Origin of the sequence: Achromobacter sp. JUb104 (assembly GCF_024806975.1) — a bacterium.
Taxonomy (GTDB): Bacteria; Pseudomonadota; Gammaproteobacteria; order Burkholderiales; family Burkholderiaceae_B; genus Achromobacter; species Achromobacter spanius.
The window spans coordinates 2,367,012-2,383,951 of the sequence record NZ_JANUEY010000001.1 but is presented as its reverse complement, the minus strand read 5'-3'; the positions used below and the strand labels follow the sequence as shown (position 1 = coordinate 2,383,951).

The following is a 16,940-nucleotide window of genomic DNA, read 5'->3' as shown; positions in this document are numbered from 1 at the left end:
GGAAGGGCCATCATGTTGAATCTGATCCTTAAACGCCTGCTGGCGGCCATTCCCGTGATGCTGGTGGTGGCCACCGTGGTGTTCCTGTTGTTGCGTATGGCCCCGGGCGACCCCGCCCGGGTCATCGCCGGCGACATGGCCAGCGAAGAGGCCGTGGCCGAGGTCCGCGCGCAAATGGGCCTGGACCAGCCGCTGCCCACGCAGTACCTGCTGGCCATGGGCGCGTTGCTCAAGGGTGACCTGGGCGAGTCCATCATTTCGAAGGACCCGGTGTCCACGCTGATCGGCCAGCGGCTGGGGCCGACCCTCGCGCTTGCCCTGTGCGCGATTCTGCTGACGATCTTCGCGGCCATTCCGTTGGGGGTGTTTTCAGCCTGGTGGCACAAGCGCCTGATCGACCGCATTACCTTGGCTGTGACGGTGCTGGCGTTTTCGGTGCCGGCCTTCGTGGTGGGGTATCTGCTGATCCTGGTGTTCTCGGTCAAGCTGAACTGGCTGCCGGTGCAGGGCTACGCCGGCCTGGCCTCCGGCTTCGGCACCTTCCTGTATCACATGGTCTTGCCCACCGTGACGCTGGCCACCGTGTTCGTCGCGCTGATCACCCGCATCACGCGCGGCAGCATGCTGGAAGTGCTGGGCGAAGACTTTGTGCGCACCGCGCGCGCCAAGGGCGTGCCCGAACGCTACGTGCTGTACCGCCACGCGCTGCGCAATGCGGCGGTGCCCATCGTGACGGTGATCGGACTGGCGCTGACCACGCTGATCAGCGGCGTGGTGGTCACCGAAACCATCTTCAACATTCCGGGCGTGGGGCGCCTGATCGTCGACGCCGTGCTGGCGCGCGACTATCCGGTGGTGCAGGGCACGATCCTGTTCTTCTCGTTCGTGTATGTCTTCATCAACCTGGCGATCGACCTGCTGTATGTGGTACTCGATCCGCGCATCCGCTACTGAGGCCGGATCCCCATGACTTCAAACGCGATCACTTTTCCCCGGGCGCGCGCCTGGTGGCCCGCGCTGACGCGCGATCCCATGATGCTGACCGGGCTGGTGCTGCTGGTGCTGTTGATTGGCCTGTCTCTGCTGGCGCCCGTCATCACCTGGCACGATCCGGCCAGCCTGACGCCGCGACTGCGCTTGAAACCCGTCAGCGCCGAGTACTGGCTGGGCACTGATTCTCTGGGCCGCGACCTGTTTTCCCGCGTGCTCTACGGCGGCAGGCTCTCGATCACGCTGGCCGTGCTGGTCAGCGTGATCTCGGTGTGCGCCGGCTTGCTGCTGGGCTTGCTGGCCGGTTACTTCCGCCGGCTGGATGCCGTGGTCATGCGCATCATCGACGGCATCATGGCCATACCCGGCCTGCTGCTGGCGATTGCCATGGTGGCGCTGGGCGGGGCGTCCATACCCACCATGGTCACGGCCATCGCCATTCCGGAAATTCCACGCGTGGCGCGCTTGGTGCGCAGCGTGGTGCTGTCGGTGCGCGAAGAGCCTTATGTCGAAGCGTCGCTGGGCATGGGCACCGCCACCTGGCGCGTGCTGTGGCGCCACGTGCTGCCCAGCACCATCAACCCGCTGGTGGTGCAGGCCACGTTCATCTGTGCGTCCGCCATCCTGATCGAAGCAGTGCTGGGCTTTCTGGGCCTGGGCTTTCCGCCCGAGATTCCCAGCCTGGGCAGCATCATTTCCGAAGGTCGACCCTTCTTCCAGCGCGCGCCGTGGATCATTTTGTTCCCCGGCATTTTCCTGGCGCTGCTGATCCTGTCCGTGAACCTGTTCGGCGACGCGCTGCGCGACCGCCTCGACCCGCGCATGGCGCGTCTACGCAAGGGCTGAACGCCATGTCTTCAACTCCCATTCTTGAAATCCGCGACCTGAACGTCAGCCTGCCCGGCGCGGGCGACCGCCGCTACGCCGCCGAAGGCATCAGCCTGACCGTAAGCGCGCGCGAAATCGTCTGCATCGTGGGCGAGTCCGGGTCGGGCAAATCGGTCACGGCCAGCGCCGTCATGGGCTTGCTGCCCAAGAACGTGCTGCGCCTGGAAAGCGGGCAGATCCTGCTGTCTGGCCGCGACTTCACACACGCCACGAACACCGAGTTGCGCGAGCTGCGCGGCGACCGCATGGCCATGATCTTCCAGGAACCCATGACGGCGCTGAACCCGCTGATGCAAGTGGGCGACCAGGTGGCCGAGATCTTCCAATTTCACGGCCCGTCGCTGTCACGACGCGAGGTTGACGCCCGCGTGCTTGCCTTGCTGACGGACATGCGGCTGCCGTCGCCCGAAACGCTGCGCCATGCGTATCCGCATCAGTTGTCGGGCGGCCAGCGCCAGCGGGTGATGATTGCGATGGCGCTGGCGATGGAGCCCGCGCTGATCATCGCCGACGAGCCCACCACCGCGCTGGACGTAACGTCGCAAGCCCAGGTGCTGCGCTTGCTGCACGGCCTGCGCGAACGGCACGACACGGGCATTTTGTTCATCACGCATGACTTCGATGTGGTGGCCGAAATTGCCGACCGCGTCATCGTGATGCAGCAGGGCCGCATTGTTGAAGCCGGCACGGCGGCCGAGGTCCTGGCCAACCCCCAACACCCTTACACCCGCAAGCTGATCGATGCCGTGCCCAAGGGGCAGTTTGGCGCGGGTGCGCCGCTGGCCGAGGGCGACCCGGTCATCAGCGTGGAAAACCTGGGCATGCGCTTTGTGACGTCCAGCCTGTTCAAGGCCAAGCGCCGCGAGGTGATGGCGCTGGATGGGGTGTCGCTGTCATTGGCGCGCGGCGAAACGCTGGGCATCGTGGGCGAATCCGGCTCGGGCAAGACCACGTTGGGCCGCTGCCTGGCACATTTTGCGCGGCCCACGTCGGGGCGCATCGTGATGAACGGCGAAGACGTATCGCGCCTGTCGCGCGCCGCCTGGCGGCAATGGTGCAAGCGCATCCAGATGGTGTTCCAGGACCCATACCGCTCATTCAACCCGCGCCTGACCATTGAAGCCACGCTGGCCGAAGGGCCGATGAACTACGGCGAAGACCGCGCCCGCGTCCAGGCCCGCATGCGCGACATGCTGGAACTGGTCAGCATCGACGCCAGCGCGCTCAAGCGCTATCCGCACGAGTTCTCGGGCGGGCAGCGCCAGCGCATTTCCATTGCGCGGGCTTTGATGATGGAACCCGAGATTCTGATCGCCGATGAAGCGGTATCGGCGCTGGACGTGTCGGTGCAGGCGCAGATCCTGGATTTGCTGGAACGCATCCGCGAACAACTGAACCTGAGCATGATCTTCATCACCCACGACCTGCGCGTGGCGGCCCGGCTGTGCCACCGCATCGCGGTGATGCAGCGCGGCCGCGTGATGGAGATCGGCCCGGCCGAACAGATCTTCACACGCCCCGGCAGCGGCTACACGCAGGAATTGCTGGCCGCCATTCCCGGCAAGGACGGGCTGGGCAGCCGCCCCGTTGCCGGCCTGGCGCTGGCCGGTGCGTAGCGGAATCCAAGAACATCAAGGCATCCAAGGAAACCTGACGATGACACGCGTTGCCTTATTGAGCCGTTCGGCCAATCTTTCGTATTTCCAACCCTTGCTGCAAGGGCTGGCGCCCGAGTTGGACGTGGCCGTCTGGCCCGACCCGCGCAGCCTGTCCGCCGACGTAGCGGTGTGCTGGAACCCGCCCGTGGGCGTGTATGACGACATGCCCAACCTGAAGCTGATCCACAGCATTGCCGCCGGCGTCGACAACCTGCTGGACGGGCAGCGCACGCGCGGCCTGCCCGTGTGCCGCGTGGTGGATCCGCAGTTGGCACAGGGCATGTTGCAGTACGTGCTGTGGTGCGTGCTGACGTTTCACCGCAAGCTGGACGTGGCGCTGGCCAACCAGCGCAGCGCGCAATGGCAGCGGCCGGTGCAGACCCCCGCGTCGCAATGCCGCGTGGGGCTGATGGGCCTGGGCGAACTGGGTAGCGCCATTGCCTCGGTGCTGCCGGGGCTGGGCTACCCCGTGAACGGCTGGTCGCGCACGCCGCGCCAGATTGACGGCGTGCGCGGCTATGCGGGCGAAGCCGAATTCGATGCCTTCCTGGCCAATACCGATGTGCTGATCTGCCTGGTGCCGCTCACGCCCGCCACGCGCGGCATTCTCAACCGCCGTACTTTCGACGCCTTGCCCGCCGGCGCGGCGGTGGTCAATTGCGGGCGCGGCGAACATCTGGTGCCGGCCGACCTGATCGATGCCTTGGCGCGCGGGCAGTTGCGCGGCGCGGTGCTGGATGTGTTCGCGCATGAACCGCTGGACCCCGCCGACCCCTTGTGGCGTACGCCCGGCGTGATCGTGACCCCGCACATGGCCACCATGCCGGCACCCGGCACCGTGGCCGAACAGGTGGTGGCCAACATCCGGCGCCTGGGCCAGGGCGCGGCGCTGGCCAACGCCGTGGACGCCGCGCGCGGCTACTGACCCGGCGTCTTTGGCTGCTATTTCCCTGCTATTTCCCTGCTATTTCCCTGCTATTTCGCCATCCCGATTTCAACCTGATTGCCATCTGAACCCCTTCAACGAGACACACCATGTATTTCGACGACCCCGCGTTCACCATTCCCACCGGCACCCCCGCGCCCCTGGATCCGCAGATTGCCGAATTCCTGCGCCGCATGGCGGCCGATGCATCGCAGTACCCGCGCCGCGACACCTTGTCGATCGAGCAAGGCCGCGCCAATGCCGAAAAAGTGCGCCTGCCCTGGGCGCAAGGCGGCCCGGAAATGGCCCGCACCGTGGAACATCAGGTTGCCACCCGCCACGGCGATGTGCGCGTGCGCGTCTATTACCCGGCCGAACGCCGCTTGCCCGGCGCCTTCATCTACATCCACGGCGGCGGCTTTGTGCTGTTCAGCATCGATACCCATGACCGCGTCATGCGCGAATACGCCGAACGCGCCGGCGTGGTGGTGATCGGCGTGGATTACACCCGCGCGCCCGAAGCCAAGTTCCCGCAGCCGCTGGAAGAATGCGTGGACGTGGTGCGCTGGGTGGCGGCGTCGGGCCAGGCGCTGGACATCGACGCCAGCCAGCTCTTCCTGGGTGGCGACTCCGCCGGCGCCAACCTGTCCATGGGCACGGCGCTGACCTTGCGCGACGAGAACCAGCCGTTGCTCAAGGGCCTGGTGCTGAACTACGGCGGCTTCGGCAGCAACCTGTTCCGCAACTCGGTGGTGCGCTACGGCGCGGGCGATTACGGCCTGTCGCTGCACATGATGATCTGGTTCCGGGGCATGCACATCCGCCATGGCAAAGACTTTTTCGACCCGCGCGTGGACATCCTGCGCGCCGACGTGACGGGCCTGCCACCCGCCTGGCTGGTCGTGACCGAATGCGATCCGCTGCATGACGACAGCATCGAGCTGGAACGCAAGCTGCGCGAGGCCGGCGTGGACGTGGCCGCCAAGGTCTATCCCGGCACGGCGCACAGTTTCCTGGAAGCCGTGTCGATCGCGGCGGTGGCGGGCGAAGCCTTCGACGACACGGCGCGCTGGTTGCACGCCAAGGCCGCGTAACCGGAGGCCGCCCGCCATGTACACCCCGCCGGCCTACGCCGAAAACGACACCCGCGTACTGCATGCCTTCATGCGGGCGCATGGTTTCGCCACGCTGGTGACCGTGGGCGCGGACGGCGCCCAGGCCACGCACCTGCCGTTCCTGCTGCGCGAAGACGGCGGGCTTGGCACGCTGGTCACGCATCTGGCGCGCGCCAATCCGCAATGGCGCGATCTGGAGGCGGGCGCGCGGGCGCTGGTGCTGTTCCAGGGGCCGCATGCCTTCATATCGCCTAGCTGGTACGTGAACCAGCAGACCTTTCCCACCTGGAACTACACGGCGGTGCACGCGCGCGGCACCCCGCGCCTGATCCAGGAACCCGAGTCCATCCGCGCCGTGCTATCGGCAACCGTCGCGCATTACGACACGCCCTTGGGCGGCGAGTGGACGTTTCCCGCCATGCCCGACACGCTGACCACCCCGCGCCTGAAGGCCATTGCCGCGCTGGAGATCCCGATTGCCACGCTGGAAGGAAAAATGAAGCTGAATCAGGATAAATCGGTGCAGGACCGCCTGGGGGTAGTACGCGAACTGGAGCGTTTGGGCGACACTGGCGGCTTGGCCATCGCGCGCTTGATCCGTGCCCAGCTTGATCTGGCCGGCCAGGCGGATGCGTGAACCCTGATCGCAACCGGAGCCTTACTCATGATGCAAGAAGCAAGCGAAGCACAAGTGCGTGAAGAATTGGCGGCGCTGTACCGCCTGGTCGCGCATTTCCGCATGACGGACTTGATCGACACCCACATCAGCGCACGGGTGCCCGGCGATAAACACCATTTCCTGATCAACCGCTACGGCGTGCTGTTTCACGAAATGCGTCCGCAAGATCTGGTCAAGATCGACCTGGACGGCAACCCGGTGGACCCGGGCGACGCCGAAAGCCAGGTGGTCAACGCCGCTGGGTTCACCATCCATTCGGCGGTGCACGCCGCCCGCCACGACCTGGCTTGCGTGGTGCACACGCACACCGCCGACGGCATCGCCGTAGCCTGCCAACGCGACGGGCTGCTGCCCATTACGCAACACGCGTTGCGCTTCTACAAGCGGCTGGGCTACCACGACTACCAGGGCATTGCGCTGGACCTGGAAGAACGCGAAAGCCTGGTCGCCAGCCTGGGCCAGCACAAGGCCATGATCCTGCGCAACCACGGCCTGCTGGCCGCGGGTTCGTCGGTGGCCGAGGCCTTCGTCAATATCTATTACCTGGAACGCGCCTGCCAGGCGCAGGTCAAGGCGCAGGCGGCCGGCGTGCCGCTTGTGTTTCCGTCCGAGGCGGTATGCGAACGCACCGCCGGCCAGTACGAACGGCCGACCGCCCCGATCTACACACAACGCGTCTGGACGGCGGCCCGTCGGCTGCTGGAACCCGGCCTGGAGACAGCAAGATGAAAGACAGCTTGAGCACGGCCCGCGCCACGCTGGCCGGCCCGCAGTTCCTGCACACGCCCGGCCCCACGCACGTGCCCGACGCGGTGCGCGAGGCCATGGGCCGCCAGTGCATGGATTTGTCCGACCCGCGCCTGGCGGACCTGATCGCCGATTGCGAAGCCGGGCTGGCGCGCCTGCTGGGCACGCGCCACGCCGATGTGCTGATGTACGCGGCCAACGGCCACGGCGCCTGGGAGGCCACCATCGTCAACCTGGTGGCGCCCGGCGCGCAGGTGCTGGTGGCCGGTAGCGGCCACTTCGCGGAAGCCTGGGCCGTGCATGCCGAGGCGCTGGGCGCGCAGGCGATACGCACGCCCACGCGGCCGGGCCAGGCCCTGGACCCGGCCGCCATTGAAGCGGCGTTGCGGGCGGATACCGCGCACCGCATCGCCGCCGTTTTCGCGGTGCATACGGATACGGCCAGCGGCGTCACCAGCGACATCGCGGCGGTGCGCCGGGCCATGGACGCCAGCGGTCATCCGGCCTTGCTGGTGGCTGACGTGATTGCGTCGCTGGGCGCCACGCCGTTTTGCATGGACGAGTGGGGTGTGAACGTGGCGATCGGCGCATCGCAAAAGGCCTTGATGGGCCCGCCGGGGCTGTCGTTCACCGCCGTGGACGCGCGCGCCTTGCAGGCGGCGCAGGCCAACCCCACGCCGCGCGCCTACTGGGACTGGAACAAGCGCAAGAGCGATCTGCTCTACCGCAAGTTCTGCGGCACCCCGCCGCAAAGCCTGCTGGCCGGCTTGCGTGCCGCGCTGGACCTGATCGCCGCCGAGGGTGAAGCGGCGGTTTACGCGCGCCACCAGCGGGTGGCCGCCGCCGTGCATGCGGCGGTGGATGCGTGGTCGACGGCGGGCGCGCTAAGCCTGTTCGTGCCGGACCCCGCCGCGCGGGCGGTCTCGGTGACGACCATTGCCGTGCGCGATGGCGTGGACATCGAGTCCATGCGCAGCGTCGCGCGCGAACGCTTCCAGGTGGCGGTCGCGGGCGGCTTGGGGCCGTATGCGGGGCGCATGTTCCGCATCGGACACCTGGGCGACGTGCACTCCGCCATGATCCTGGGCGCCTTGGGCGGCGTGGATGCCGCCCTGCGCGCCACGGGCATTCCCATCGGAGACGGGGCGCTGCAAGGCGCCATCCAGGCTCTGCAAGACTGAGCTTTCGCTGTTTTTTCGCTTAGCGGCAAGTCCGCCATCCCTTGCGGGAACCTCGCAGGGGAGGGCGGCTTGCGGCCCGCTGCAACGCCCGCTGTTCCTGTCTGCTGTTTCTGTCGGCTGTTCCCTTCCGCTGTTCACTTTCTTCCTTTGCTTAGGACTGATCATGAAACGTCGTGGTTTAACCGTGGCTGTTCGGGCCACCACTCTCGCCGCAAGCCTTGCCACAGCGCTGGCCGTCGCCGTATCCGTCTTGCCGCGCGATGCCCGCGCCGCCGAGCCGGTCAACGCCCGGGTCGTCATGCATGCGCCGCTGCGCGTGCTGGACCCCGTGCTGACCAACGCCTACATCACGCGCAACCATGGGTACATGGTCTATGACACCTTGTTCTCGCTGGACGCGGACTCCCGTCCGCAGCCGCAGATGGTGCAGGCCTGGACGGTGTCGCCGGACAAGCTGACGTACGTGTTCACCCTGCGACCCGGCCTGAAATTCCACGACGGCGCGGCGGTCACCGGCGAAGACGTGATCGCGTCGCTGGCGCGCTGGTCGCAGCGCGACCCGATCGGCACGCGCCTGGCCGCCGCGACCGAACGCATGGACAGCCCATCGGCCGACACCTTCCGCATCGTGTTGAAAAAGCCCTATGGCTTGCTGTTGGACGCGCTGGCCAAGCCCGGTTCGCCCGTACCGTTCATCATGCCGCGCCGCATTGCGCAGACCCCGCCGTCGGAGGCCATCAAGGAAACCGTGGGCTCGGGCCCCTACCAGTTCGTGTCGGCGGACTTCCAGCCTGGCGTGAAGGCCGCCTATGTGAAGAACGCGGCTTATGTGCCGCGCCAGGAGCCGGCAAGCCGCTTCGCGGGCGGCAAGGTCGCCATGTTCGACCGCATTGATGTGGTGAACGTGCCGGACGCGCAGACGGCGGTGAATGCGCTGCGCCAGGGCGAGATCGACTTTGTGGAAAACGTGGCGCCAGACCTGTTGCCGCAACTGGAAGGCGTGAAGCAGGTGACGGTGCAAAGCTACGGCGATGCCTCCGAAACCTACACCCTGCGCATGAACTGGAAGCAGCCGCCGCTGGACAACGTGAAGGTGCGCCGCGCGGTGTTGGCGGCGTTGTATCAGGCGGATTATCTGGATGCGTCGTTGGGGGATCCCAAGTTCTACAAGCTGTGCGGGGCCATGCTCAGCTGCATTTCCGCCTACAAGACCGAAGTGGGCGCCACGCAAACGCAACCGCCCAATCTGGACGAGGCGCGCGCGCTGCTCAAAGCCAGCGGCTACGCCGGCGAGAAGATCGTGGTGCTGCATCCCACGGACGTGCGCAGCCTGTCGGCGCTGGCCCCGGTGACCGCACAAGCGCTGCGTGGCATCGGCATGAACGTGGAAGTGCAATCCATGGACTGGGCCACGCTCTTGTCCCGTCGTGGCAAGGACGCGCCGCCGGCCGACGGCGGCTGGAGCATTTTCCATTCCAGCCTGACCAGCATGGACCTGCTCAACCCCATCGTGAACGCCAACCTGGACGGGCGGGGCGAAGGCGGCTACCCAGGGTGGACGAAGGACGACACCATCCAGCAGTTGCGCGCGGAGTTTGAAGCGGTGTCGGGCCTGGACGAACAGAAGCGCGTGGCCACGCAGATTCAACAGCGCGCCTACGAGCAGGTGATGTTCGTGCCGCTGGGCGGCTATTCGGAATTCAAGGCGTACGACGCCAAATTCCAGGGCATGGTGCAGGCGCCGTTGCCGTTGTTCTGGCGCGGCAAGTAATCAGTCCAGGGGCGTGCTGGCGTGTCCGGGCAGGAAGTGCGCGCCCGGGCCCCGCACGCTCAAGACATGCCGACCTTGCCGCTCAGCGCGCGGGCGGCCGTCATCAGCAGGGGGGAATAGCGCCGCGCGAATTCTTCCGGCGAGGCCCATTCGGATACCAGCCCCGCAATCTGGATGGCCGCGACCGGGCGGTGGCGGTGGTCCAGGATGGCGGTGGCCAGGTTCAGTTCGCCCAGCAGGCTTTCTTCGATGGCGGTGGCGTAGCCGTCCTGGCGCGCCTGGATCACCAAGGCGCGGATGCGGTCCGGATCGTTGTTGGTCTTGGGCGTGGTGGGGATGGTGGCGCGCGGCATGTCGATGGACCGCGTGAGGATGTCTTCGACTTCTTCATCAGGCAGATGCGACATGATGGCGCGGCCGCCGGCGGTCTGCACCATGGGCAGGGCGCGGCCGGCAAGCGTGCTGCTGAAGGTCTGGCGCTTGGTCTGGCGGCGCAGCGCGAAGATGATGTAGAGGTCGTTGAACAGGCTCAGTTCAACCCTTTCGCTGGTCTCGCGCTGCATTTCCGCGATCAGCGGCGTGGCGCGTTCCAAGAGCGGTACGCTGCGCATGTAGTCGAAACTGCGTTGCAGGATTTTCTTGCCCGGCGTGTAGCCCTTGCCGCCCGCGCCGCGTTCCAGGTAGCCCAGCGTCACCAGCGTATGCGTCATGCGCTGGGTGGTGCTGCGGTCAAACCCGGTGATCTCAATGAGCTCGTTCATGCTGAGCGTGGACGGCCGCTGGGCAAAGGCCTCAAGCAGCTCGAAACCCTTGGCCAGGGATTGCACGAATAGGGGGTCGGGACGGCTCATGATGGCTCGCGGATAGGTCGGCGTCAGACGGAATCCAGGAATTGTATAAAGATTCGGAAGTATTTCCTAGAGATACCTGGGCCGGCGGCGGGGACCCGTAACGCTTGGGGATTCCGGTGGGCCGACGACGACATTCTGGCGGTGGCCGGGCTGCTTTTTTACTACGGTTTTGAGAAATTCTTGATATTCAAAGCCAGCAATGACAATGCTTTCAAGGCATAAACGTCTTGAAAGCCGCATGAACAAACAAGAAATTTCTGAAATTCCCATGAAAAGGGCGTTTCGGGGCCAATGGGAATACAATGGCCGCACTTTCGGAGGTTTCTATGTCGGTCATATCCGATATCAAAATTCGCCCCCTGGAGCGCGGCGACCTGCACTTCGTGCACAAGATCAACAACAACGACGTCATCATGCGTTATTGGTTCGAAGAGCCTTACGAGGCCTACGACGAACTGGTCGCTCTTTATGATCGCCACTTGCATGATCAAAACGAACGGCGCTTCATCATCGAGCACGATACCGGCCAACCCGCCGGCCTGGTGGAACTGGTTGAAATCGACTACATCCACCGCCGTGCCGAATTCCAGATCATCATTGCCCCCAGCTACCAAGGCCGGGGCTACGCCAAGGCCGCCACCCGCATCGCGGTGGGCTATGCGTTTCGCGTGCTGAACATGCACAAGGTCTACCTGGTGGTCGACAAGGACAACACCGCCGCCGTGCACGTGTACGAACGCTGCGGCTTTCAGATCGAAGGGCTGATGAAGGAAGAATTCTTCTCCAACGGCGCCTATCGCGATGCCTACCGCATGGCCTTGTTGCAGCACGAGCACTTGCGCGACGTCGGCCCCGGCGCACCGGACGCGCCCGTGCTGCGCGACTGGCCGCAAGAAGAACAGACGGGCTAAGGCCCGGGGCGGAACTTCCGCACGGCTTAATCCGCCGGGCGCAGCAGCCGCAGGCCGTTGGCCACCACCAGCAGGCTGGCGCCCACATCGGCGAATACCGCCATCCACAAGGTCGCATTGCCGGTCATGGCAAGCGCCAGGAACACCACCTTGATGCCCAGCGCCAGCACAATGTTCTGGATAAGCACGCGGTGGGTGGCGCGCGACAAGCGCAGGAACGTGCCGATCTTGCGCAGGTCGTCGTCCATCAGCGCAACGTCCGCTGTTTCGATCGCCGTGCCGGTGCCGGCCGCGCCCATCGCGAAACCGATGTCGGCGCGCGCCAGCGCAGGCGCATCGTTGATGCCATCGCCCACCATGCCCACCTTGCCGTCGCTTGCCGCGCTGATCGCCAGCTTGCTTTCAATGGCGGCCAGCTTGTCTTCCGGCAACTGATCCCCCCGCGCTTCATCAATGCCCACCTGCCGCGCAATGGCTTCGGCGGTGGGCGTGTTGTCGCCCGTCAGCATCAGCGTGCGCACGCCCAAGGCATGCAGGTCGGCGATGGCGGCGGCGCTGGAGGGCTTGACCGTATCGGCCACGGCGGCCAGCGCCAATACGTGCGTGCCGTCGGTCAGTGCGATGGCGCTCTTGCCTTGGCGTTCCAATTCATCCATGCGCGCTTCCAGTGTCGGATTCGACACGCCCGCATCGCGCATCAGGCGGCGGTTGCCCAACTGGAACGTCACGCCGTCTATGCGTCCGCTGACTCCCCGACCGGGCAGGGCGGTGAAGGCGTCTACTTCCAGCAAGGTGCTGCCGGCCTCGCGCGCGGCGTTGGCGATGGCCAGCGACACGGGGTGGTCCGAGCGGGCGGCCAGGCTGGCCGCGATCAGCGTGGCGGGATGGGGGGTGAAGTCGGCCACATCCCAGGCTTCCAGGTCGGTCTGCACCGGCTTGCCCTGGGTCAGCGTGCCGGTCTTGTCCAGCGCCAGCCACTTCAGGTTGCGGCCTTCTTCCAGATAGACGCCGCCCTTGATCAGGATGCCTCGGCGCGACGCGGCGGTCAGGCCGCTGACGATGCTGACCGGCGTGGAAATAACCAGCGCGCACGGGCAGGCGATGATCAACAGCGCCAGGGCGCGGTAGATGGCGTCGAACCAGGGCTGGCCCCAGAGCAGCGGCGGCACCGTGGCCACCAGCAGTGCCACCGCCACGACGGCGGGCGTGTAGATGCGCGAGAAGCGGTCAATGAAACGTTGCGTGGGGGCGCGCGCGCCTTGCGCCTGCTCGACCGCGTGGATGATGCGGGCCAGCGTGGTGTTGCCGGCGGCGGCCGTGACGCGGTATTCGAAGGAGCCCGCCGCGTTCACGGTGGCGGCGTAGACCGGGTCGTCCTGCGCTTTTTCCACGGGCAGGCTTTCGCCGGTGATGGGGGACTGGTCCACCGTGGAGCTACCGCTGACGATGATGCCATCGGCGGCGATGCGTTCACCCGGGCGCACGCGCACCACGTCGCCCACGTTCAATTGCGCGGCCGGTACTTGCAGCCAGGCGCCGTCGGCTTGCCGCACGGTGGCCGTTTCGGGGGCCAGGTCCAGCAGGCCGCGCACGGCATTGCGGGCGCGGTCCAGCGAGCGGGCTTCGATCAGCTCGGCCACGTTGAACAGGAACATCACCATGGCGGCTTCGGGCCATTGGCCGATCAGCACGGCGCCGGTGACGGCGATGCTCATCAATGCGTTGATGTTCAGGTTGCCGTTGCGCACGGCGATCCAGCCCTTGCGGTAGGTGCCCAGGCCGCAAGCCAGGATGGCGGCCAGCGCCAACGCCGCGGTCGCGCCCCAATGCCAGCCCGCAAAGTGCGAAAACTCGGACAGCGCGGCCAGCACGCCGGCGCCGCCGATCAACCACCAGTTCACCGGCGTGGAAGCGGGGGCGGGCGTGCCCGCGGCGCCTTCGGCCAGCGGTTCCGGCACCATGTCCAGGGACTTGATGGCGGCCATGATGCGGTCCAGCGCGCCTTCGGCGTGCACCACGGTCAGCACGCGCTGCATCAGGTTGAAGTCCAGCGCATGCACGCCGTCCAGGCCGTCCAGCTTTTTACGGATCAGCGTTTCTTCGGTCGGGCAGTCCATTTGCCCGATACGCAGCCGCGCCAGCAACTGGCCGGGGCCGGCGCTAAGCGTGGATGCATCGGCGGCGGCCGCATAGGCGGGCGTGCCGTGGTCGTGCCCGCAGCAGGTGGATGCCGCGTGATCGTGGCTGTGATCGTGTTTGTGGCTGTGGCTGTGATCGTGAGCGTGGTTGTGATCATGATCGTGGCCGTGCCCCTTCGTGTCATGCGCATGGCCATGGCCACCGCAGCCGGCGTGGGCATGCTCGGCAGAGGGACGATCGTGGGATTTGACCGGCGGGAATGACATGGTTCTGAGCCTTGTTGAAACGGATGTCGCCATTCCACACCTTGGAGTTACTATAGGGTCAACCCCCAAAAAACACTCATTCGGATGCGATCCCAGGAGGCGTGATGCGAATTGGCGAATTGGCCACGGCGGCCGGCACCACGGTCGAAACCGTGCGGTACTACGAGAAAGAAGGGCTGCTGCCCGCCCCGGACCGGGGCCTGAACAACTACCGCAGCTACGGGCAAGCCCATCTGGAACGGCTGCGCCTGATCCGCAACTGCCGGGCGCTGGACATGACGCAAGACGAGATCCGCGCCATCCTGTCGTTGGCCGACAACCATCACACCGGCTGCGGCCCCATTAATGAACTGTTCGACGAACACATCTCGCACGTGGATGAGCGCATCGCCGAACTGATGCAGTTGAAGACCCAACTGACCGATTTACGGCAACGCTGCCTGTCGGCGCAGCCCGATGCGGAAAATTGCGGCATCTTGCATGGCCTGTCTGAAATGCAGGTCGAAGAGCGCCAGGAGCGGCACACGCACCTGGGCTGAGCCCGCCCCGCGATGCCCTTTCCGCCGGCCGGGGGATACCCGCCCCGGCCCCTGGCCATCGCTTACTATGAGAATCTGTCTCTTTTACCTTTGCGCCTGAATCAATGACCGACTCCACCACCGCCACCCCGTTGCACGCGCTGACCACTCGCCGTTCCACCAAATTCCTGCGCGGCCCCGCGCCCAAGCCCCAAGAACTTGAACAGATCCTGCAAGCCGCCATGTCGGCCCCCGACCACGGCGCGTTGCGCCCGTGGCGCTTTGTCGTGATCCAGGGCGAGGCCATCGCCAAGCTGGCGGACGTGGCGCTGGAAGCGGTCAAGCGCAGCGGCGACCCTCGCATGACGCCCGAAAAAGAAAAATCGGTACGCGAATGGATGGCCGGCGTGCCGCTGTTCATTGGCGTGGCGCAGAAAATCGCGCACGACAACACCAAGATCCCAGAGCATGAACAGCTGCTGGCCACCGGTTGCGCCGTCATGAACATCCTGAACGCCACCCACATGCTGGGCTACGGCGCGTTCTGGAGCACCGGCGTCGGCACCTACGTGGAAGACGTGCAGAATGCCTTGGGGCTGGACTCGCTGGACTACCGCTTCCTGGGTTATCTGGCCATCGGCACGCCGGGTTGCGCCGTTCCGCCCGCCAAGCGCCCCGACTTCCGCGAGTTCGTCACGGAGTGGACCGGTCCCGTCTAAGCGTTCACGGGCGCGTCCATTCGGCAAGGCGTCCCCACGGGGCGCTTGCGCGCCAGGCAATAAATAACAATAATTCTTATTGTTAATTAGCCTGGCGTTTTTCCATGTCCTCATCCGCGCAGCCCTCGGAGCATTCCACTGCCGAGTTGTATCAAGCGCATCACTCCTGGTTGCAGGAGTGGCTGCGGCGCAGGTTGGGGTGCCGCCATGATGCCGCCGATCTGGCGCACGATACGTTCGTGCGAGTCCTGGCTGGCCGGCACACCGAGGCCATCCGCGAACCGCGCGCCTTCCTGACCACGCTGGCGCAGCGCACGTTGTTCAGCTTTTGGCGCCGCCGCGAACTGGAACGCGCGTATCTCGATAGCCTGGCCGCCTTGCCGCAAGCCAGCGCACCCAGCGAAGAGTCCCGCGCCCTGGTGATCGACGCGTTGATGCACATCGACCGCGCCTTGCAACGCCTGCCGCCCAAAGCGCGTCAGGCCTTTTTGTATAGCCAGCTTGATGAGCTCAGCTACAGCGAGATTGCCGCGCGCATCGGCACATCGGTGATCACGGTGCGCCGCTATATGAAGCAGGCCATCACGCTGTGCGTGACCGCGCGCTTGTCGGCATGACGGCCCCCATGCCGGTGTTGCCCGCCGACCTGCAATCGGCCGTGGACTGGATGGTGCTGCTGTCTTCGGGTAGCGTGCCCACCGCAGACCGGGCGCGTTTCGAACAATGGAAAAAGTCCGACCCCCGGCACGAGGCGGCCTGGGAAACCGTCAACGCCGCCGTCAAGGACCCCTTTGCCGCGTTGACCGACGTTGAGCAGCGCCATGCTGCCGGCGCGGCCTTGCTGACCGCGCCCGCCCGGCGCCGGGCGTTGCGCAATGCGTTGGGCGTGGCGCTGGCCGCGGGCGGCATGGCGGCGCTGGTTGACCGCCAGATCCCCCTGCGCACGCTGACCGCCGACTTGCGCACGGGCACGCGCGAACGCCGTACCTATACCTTGCCGGATGGTAGTGAGCTGACATTGAACGCGCGTTCGGCCGTGGACGTGGATTTCAGCGCGGGCGTGCGTCGGGTGCGCTTGCGGGCTGGCGCGGTCTATGCGCGGGTGGCGCCGGATGCGGCGCGTCCATTCATCGTCGCCACCCCCGATGGCGAAGTGCAGGCGCTGGGCACCGTCTTCAGCGTGGCGCGCGAGCACGAGGCATGCATCGCCAGCGTGGTCGAACACAGTGTCGAGGTGCGCGCGGCGGGCCAGCGCCGGATTCTGCAAGCGGGGGAGGGCCTGCGGTTTGATTCGCATGGCCTGGGTTCCCCGGACCCCGCACTGCGGGACGCCGCCGCCTGGCACGCGGGCATGCTGGTCGTTCATGACCAGTCCTTGGGCGAAGTGGTCGATGCGCTGCGGCCGTACCGGCGCGGCATCATCCGGATTACGCCGGCGGCCGCGCGGCTGCGTGTATTGGGCGCGTTTCCGCTGGACGACACCAGCCGCGCGCTGGAATCGCTGCGCCAGACCTTGCCGATCGATGTCAGTTCGCTGGGCGGCTGGTTCGTCAGCATCGACCTGGTGTCTCGCGCTGCCTGA

General features: G+C 66.1%; 16 protein-coding genes. 14 read left to right on the top strand and 2 right to left on the bottom strand.

Going from position 1 to position 16,940, the window contains the following annotated elements:
- The first annotated feature begins 12 nt into the window (after positions 1 to 12).
- The 9 genes from M2361_RS10760 (at position 13) to M2361_RS10720 (ending at position 9,954) form a co-directional block, all read left to right on the top strand.
- Positions 13 to 954, top strand: coding sequence for an ABC transporter permease (locus M2361_RS10760; protein WP_259248885.1), 942 nt, complete (start codon positions 13 to 15; stop codon positions 952 to 954).
- A gap of 12 nt (positions 955 to 966) precedes the next feature.
- Complete coding sequence (locus tag M2361_RS10755) at positions 967 to 1,836, top strand: ABC transporter permease (protein WP_259248883.1); 870 nt, start codon at positions 967 to 969, stop codon at positions 1,834 to 1,836.
- A gap of 5 nt (positions 1,837 to 1,841) precedes the next feature.
- Positions 1,842 to 3,494, top strand: a complete 1,653-nt coding sequence (locus M2361_RS10750; protein ID WP_259248881.1) for an ABC transporter ATP-binding protein — start codon at positions 1,842 to 1,844, stop codon at positions 3,492 to 3,494.
- Positions 3,495 to 3,534: 40 nt separating this feature from the next.
- Entirely contained in the window at positions 3,535 to 4,461 is a 927-nt protein-coding gene (locus M2361_RS10745) for a glyoxylate/hydroxypyruvate reductase A (RefSeq protein ID WP_259248878.1), read from the top strand.
- A 110-nt stretch (positions 4,462 to 4,571) separates the two neighbouring features.
- Complete coding sequence (locus M2361_RS10740; RefSeq protein ID WP_259248877.1) at positions 4,572 to 5,555, top strand: alpha/beta hydrolase fold domain-containing protein; 984 nt, start codon at positions 4,572 to 4,574, stop codon at positions 5,553 to 5,555.
- A gap of 16 nt (positions 5,556 to 5,571) precedes the next feature.
- Positions 5,572 to 6,213, top strand: a complete 642-nt coding sequence (locus M2361_RS10735) for an FMN-binding negative transcriptional regulator (protein WP_259248875.1) — start codon at positions 5,572 to 5,574, stop codon at positions 6,211 to 6,213.
- Between the two features lie 27 nt (positions 6,214 to 6,240).
- Positions 6,241 to 6,984 (top strand): class II aldolase/adducin family protein, encoded by a 744-nt coding sequence (locus M2361_RS10730; protein ID WP_259248873.1) that lies wholly within the window; start codon positions 6,241 to 6,243, stop codon positions 6,982 to 6,984.
- The gene (locus M2361_RS10725; protein WP_259248872.1) at positions 6,981 to 8,183 is read left to right on the top strand and encodes an alanine--glyoxylate aminotransferase family protein; all 1,203 of its coding nucleotides are present in this window, start codon (positions 6,981 to 6,983) and stop codon (positions 8,181 to 8,183) included. The genes M2361_RS10730 and M2361_RS10725 overlap by 4 nt, the downstream gene beginning before the upstream one ends.
- Positions 8,184 to 8,346: 163 nt before the next feature.
- A complete protein-coding gene (locus tag M2361_RS10720) occupies positions 8,347 to 9,954 on the top strand; it encodes an ABC transporter substrate-binding protein (protein ID WP_259248870.1) in 1,608 nt (535 codons plus the stop codon).
- A 59-nt stretch (positions 9,955 to 10,013) separates the two neighbouring features.
- Here the strand turns inward: M2361_RS10720 and M2361_RS10715 are convergent, their stop codons facing one another.
- Positions 10,014 to 10,805, bottom strand: coding sequence for an IclR family transcriptional regulator (locus M2361_RS10715; RefSeq protein WP_259248867.1), 792 nt, complete (start codon positions 10,803 to 10,805; stop codon positions 10,014 to 10,016).
- 326 nt (positions 10,806 to 11,131) lie between these two features.
- Here M2361_RS10715 and speG point away from each other — a divergent pair, with 326 nt between their 5' ends.
- Positions 11,132 to 11,716: a spermidine N1-acetyltransferase gene (speG, locus tag M2361_RS10710; RefSeq protein WP_006218930.1), complete on the top strand. Its 585-nt coding sequence runs from the start codon at positions 11,132 to 11,134 to the stop codon at positions 11,714 to 11,716.
- 26 nt (positions 11,717 to 11,742) lie between these two features.
- On the opposite strand, the gene M2361_RS10705 is transcribed toward speG, so the two are convergent.
- Positions 11,743 to 14,121: a cation-translocating P-type ATPase gene (locus M2361_RS10705; RefSeq protein ID WP_259248865.1), complete on the bottom strand. Its 2,379-nt coding sequence runs from the start codon at positions 14,119 to 14,121 to the stop codon at positions 11,743 to 11,745.
- Positions 14,122 to 14,225: 104 nt separating this feature from the next.
- Between M2361_RS10705 and cadR the strand changes: the two genes are divergently transcribed.
- The 4 genes from cadR (at position 14,226) to M2361_RS10685 (ending at position 16,940) form a co-directional block, all read left to right on the top strand.
- Entirely contained in the window at positions 14,226 to 14,660 is a 435-nt protein-coding gene (gene cadR / locus M2361_RS10700) for a Cd(II)/Pb(II)-responsive transcriptional regulator (protein ID WP_050449728.1), read from the top strand.
- A gap of 104 nt (positions 14,661 to 14,764) precedes the next feature.
- Entirely contained in the window at positions 14,765 to 15,358 is a 594-nt protein-coding gene (locus M2361_RS10695) for a nitroreductase (protein ID WP_259248862.1), read from the top strand.
- A gap of 104 nt (positions 15,359 to 15,462) precedes the next feature.
- A complete protein-coding gene (locus tag M2361_RS10690) occupies positions 15,463 to 15,975 on the top strand; it encodes a sigma-70 family RNA polymerase sigma factor (protein WP_259248859.1) in 513 nt (170 codons plus the stop codon).
- Positions 15,948 to 16,940 carry a FecR family protein gene (locus M2361_RS10685; protein WP_259248857.1) on the top strand — a complete coding sequence of 331 codons (993 nt, stop codon included), beginning with the start codon at positions 15,948 to 15,950 and terminating at the stop codon, positions 16,938 to 16,940. The genes M2361_RS10690 and M2361_RS10685 overlap by 28 nt, the downstream gene beginning before the upstream one ends.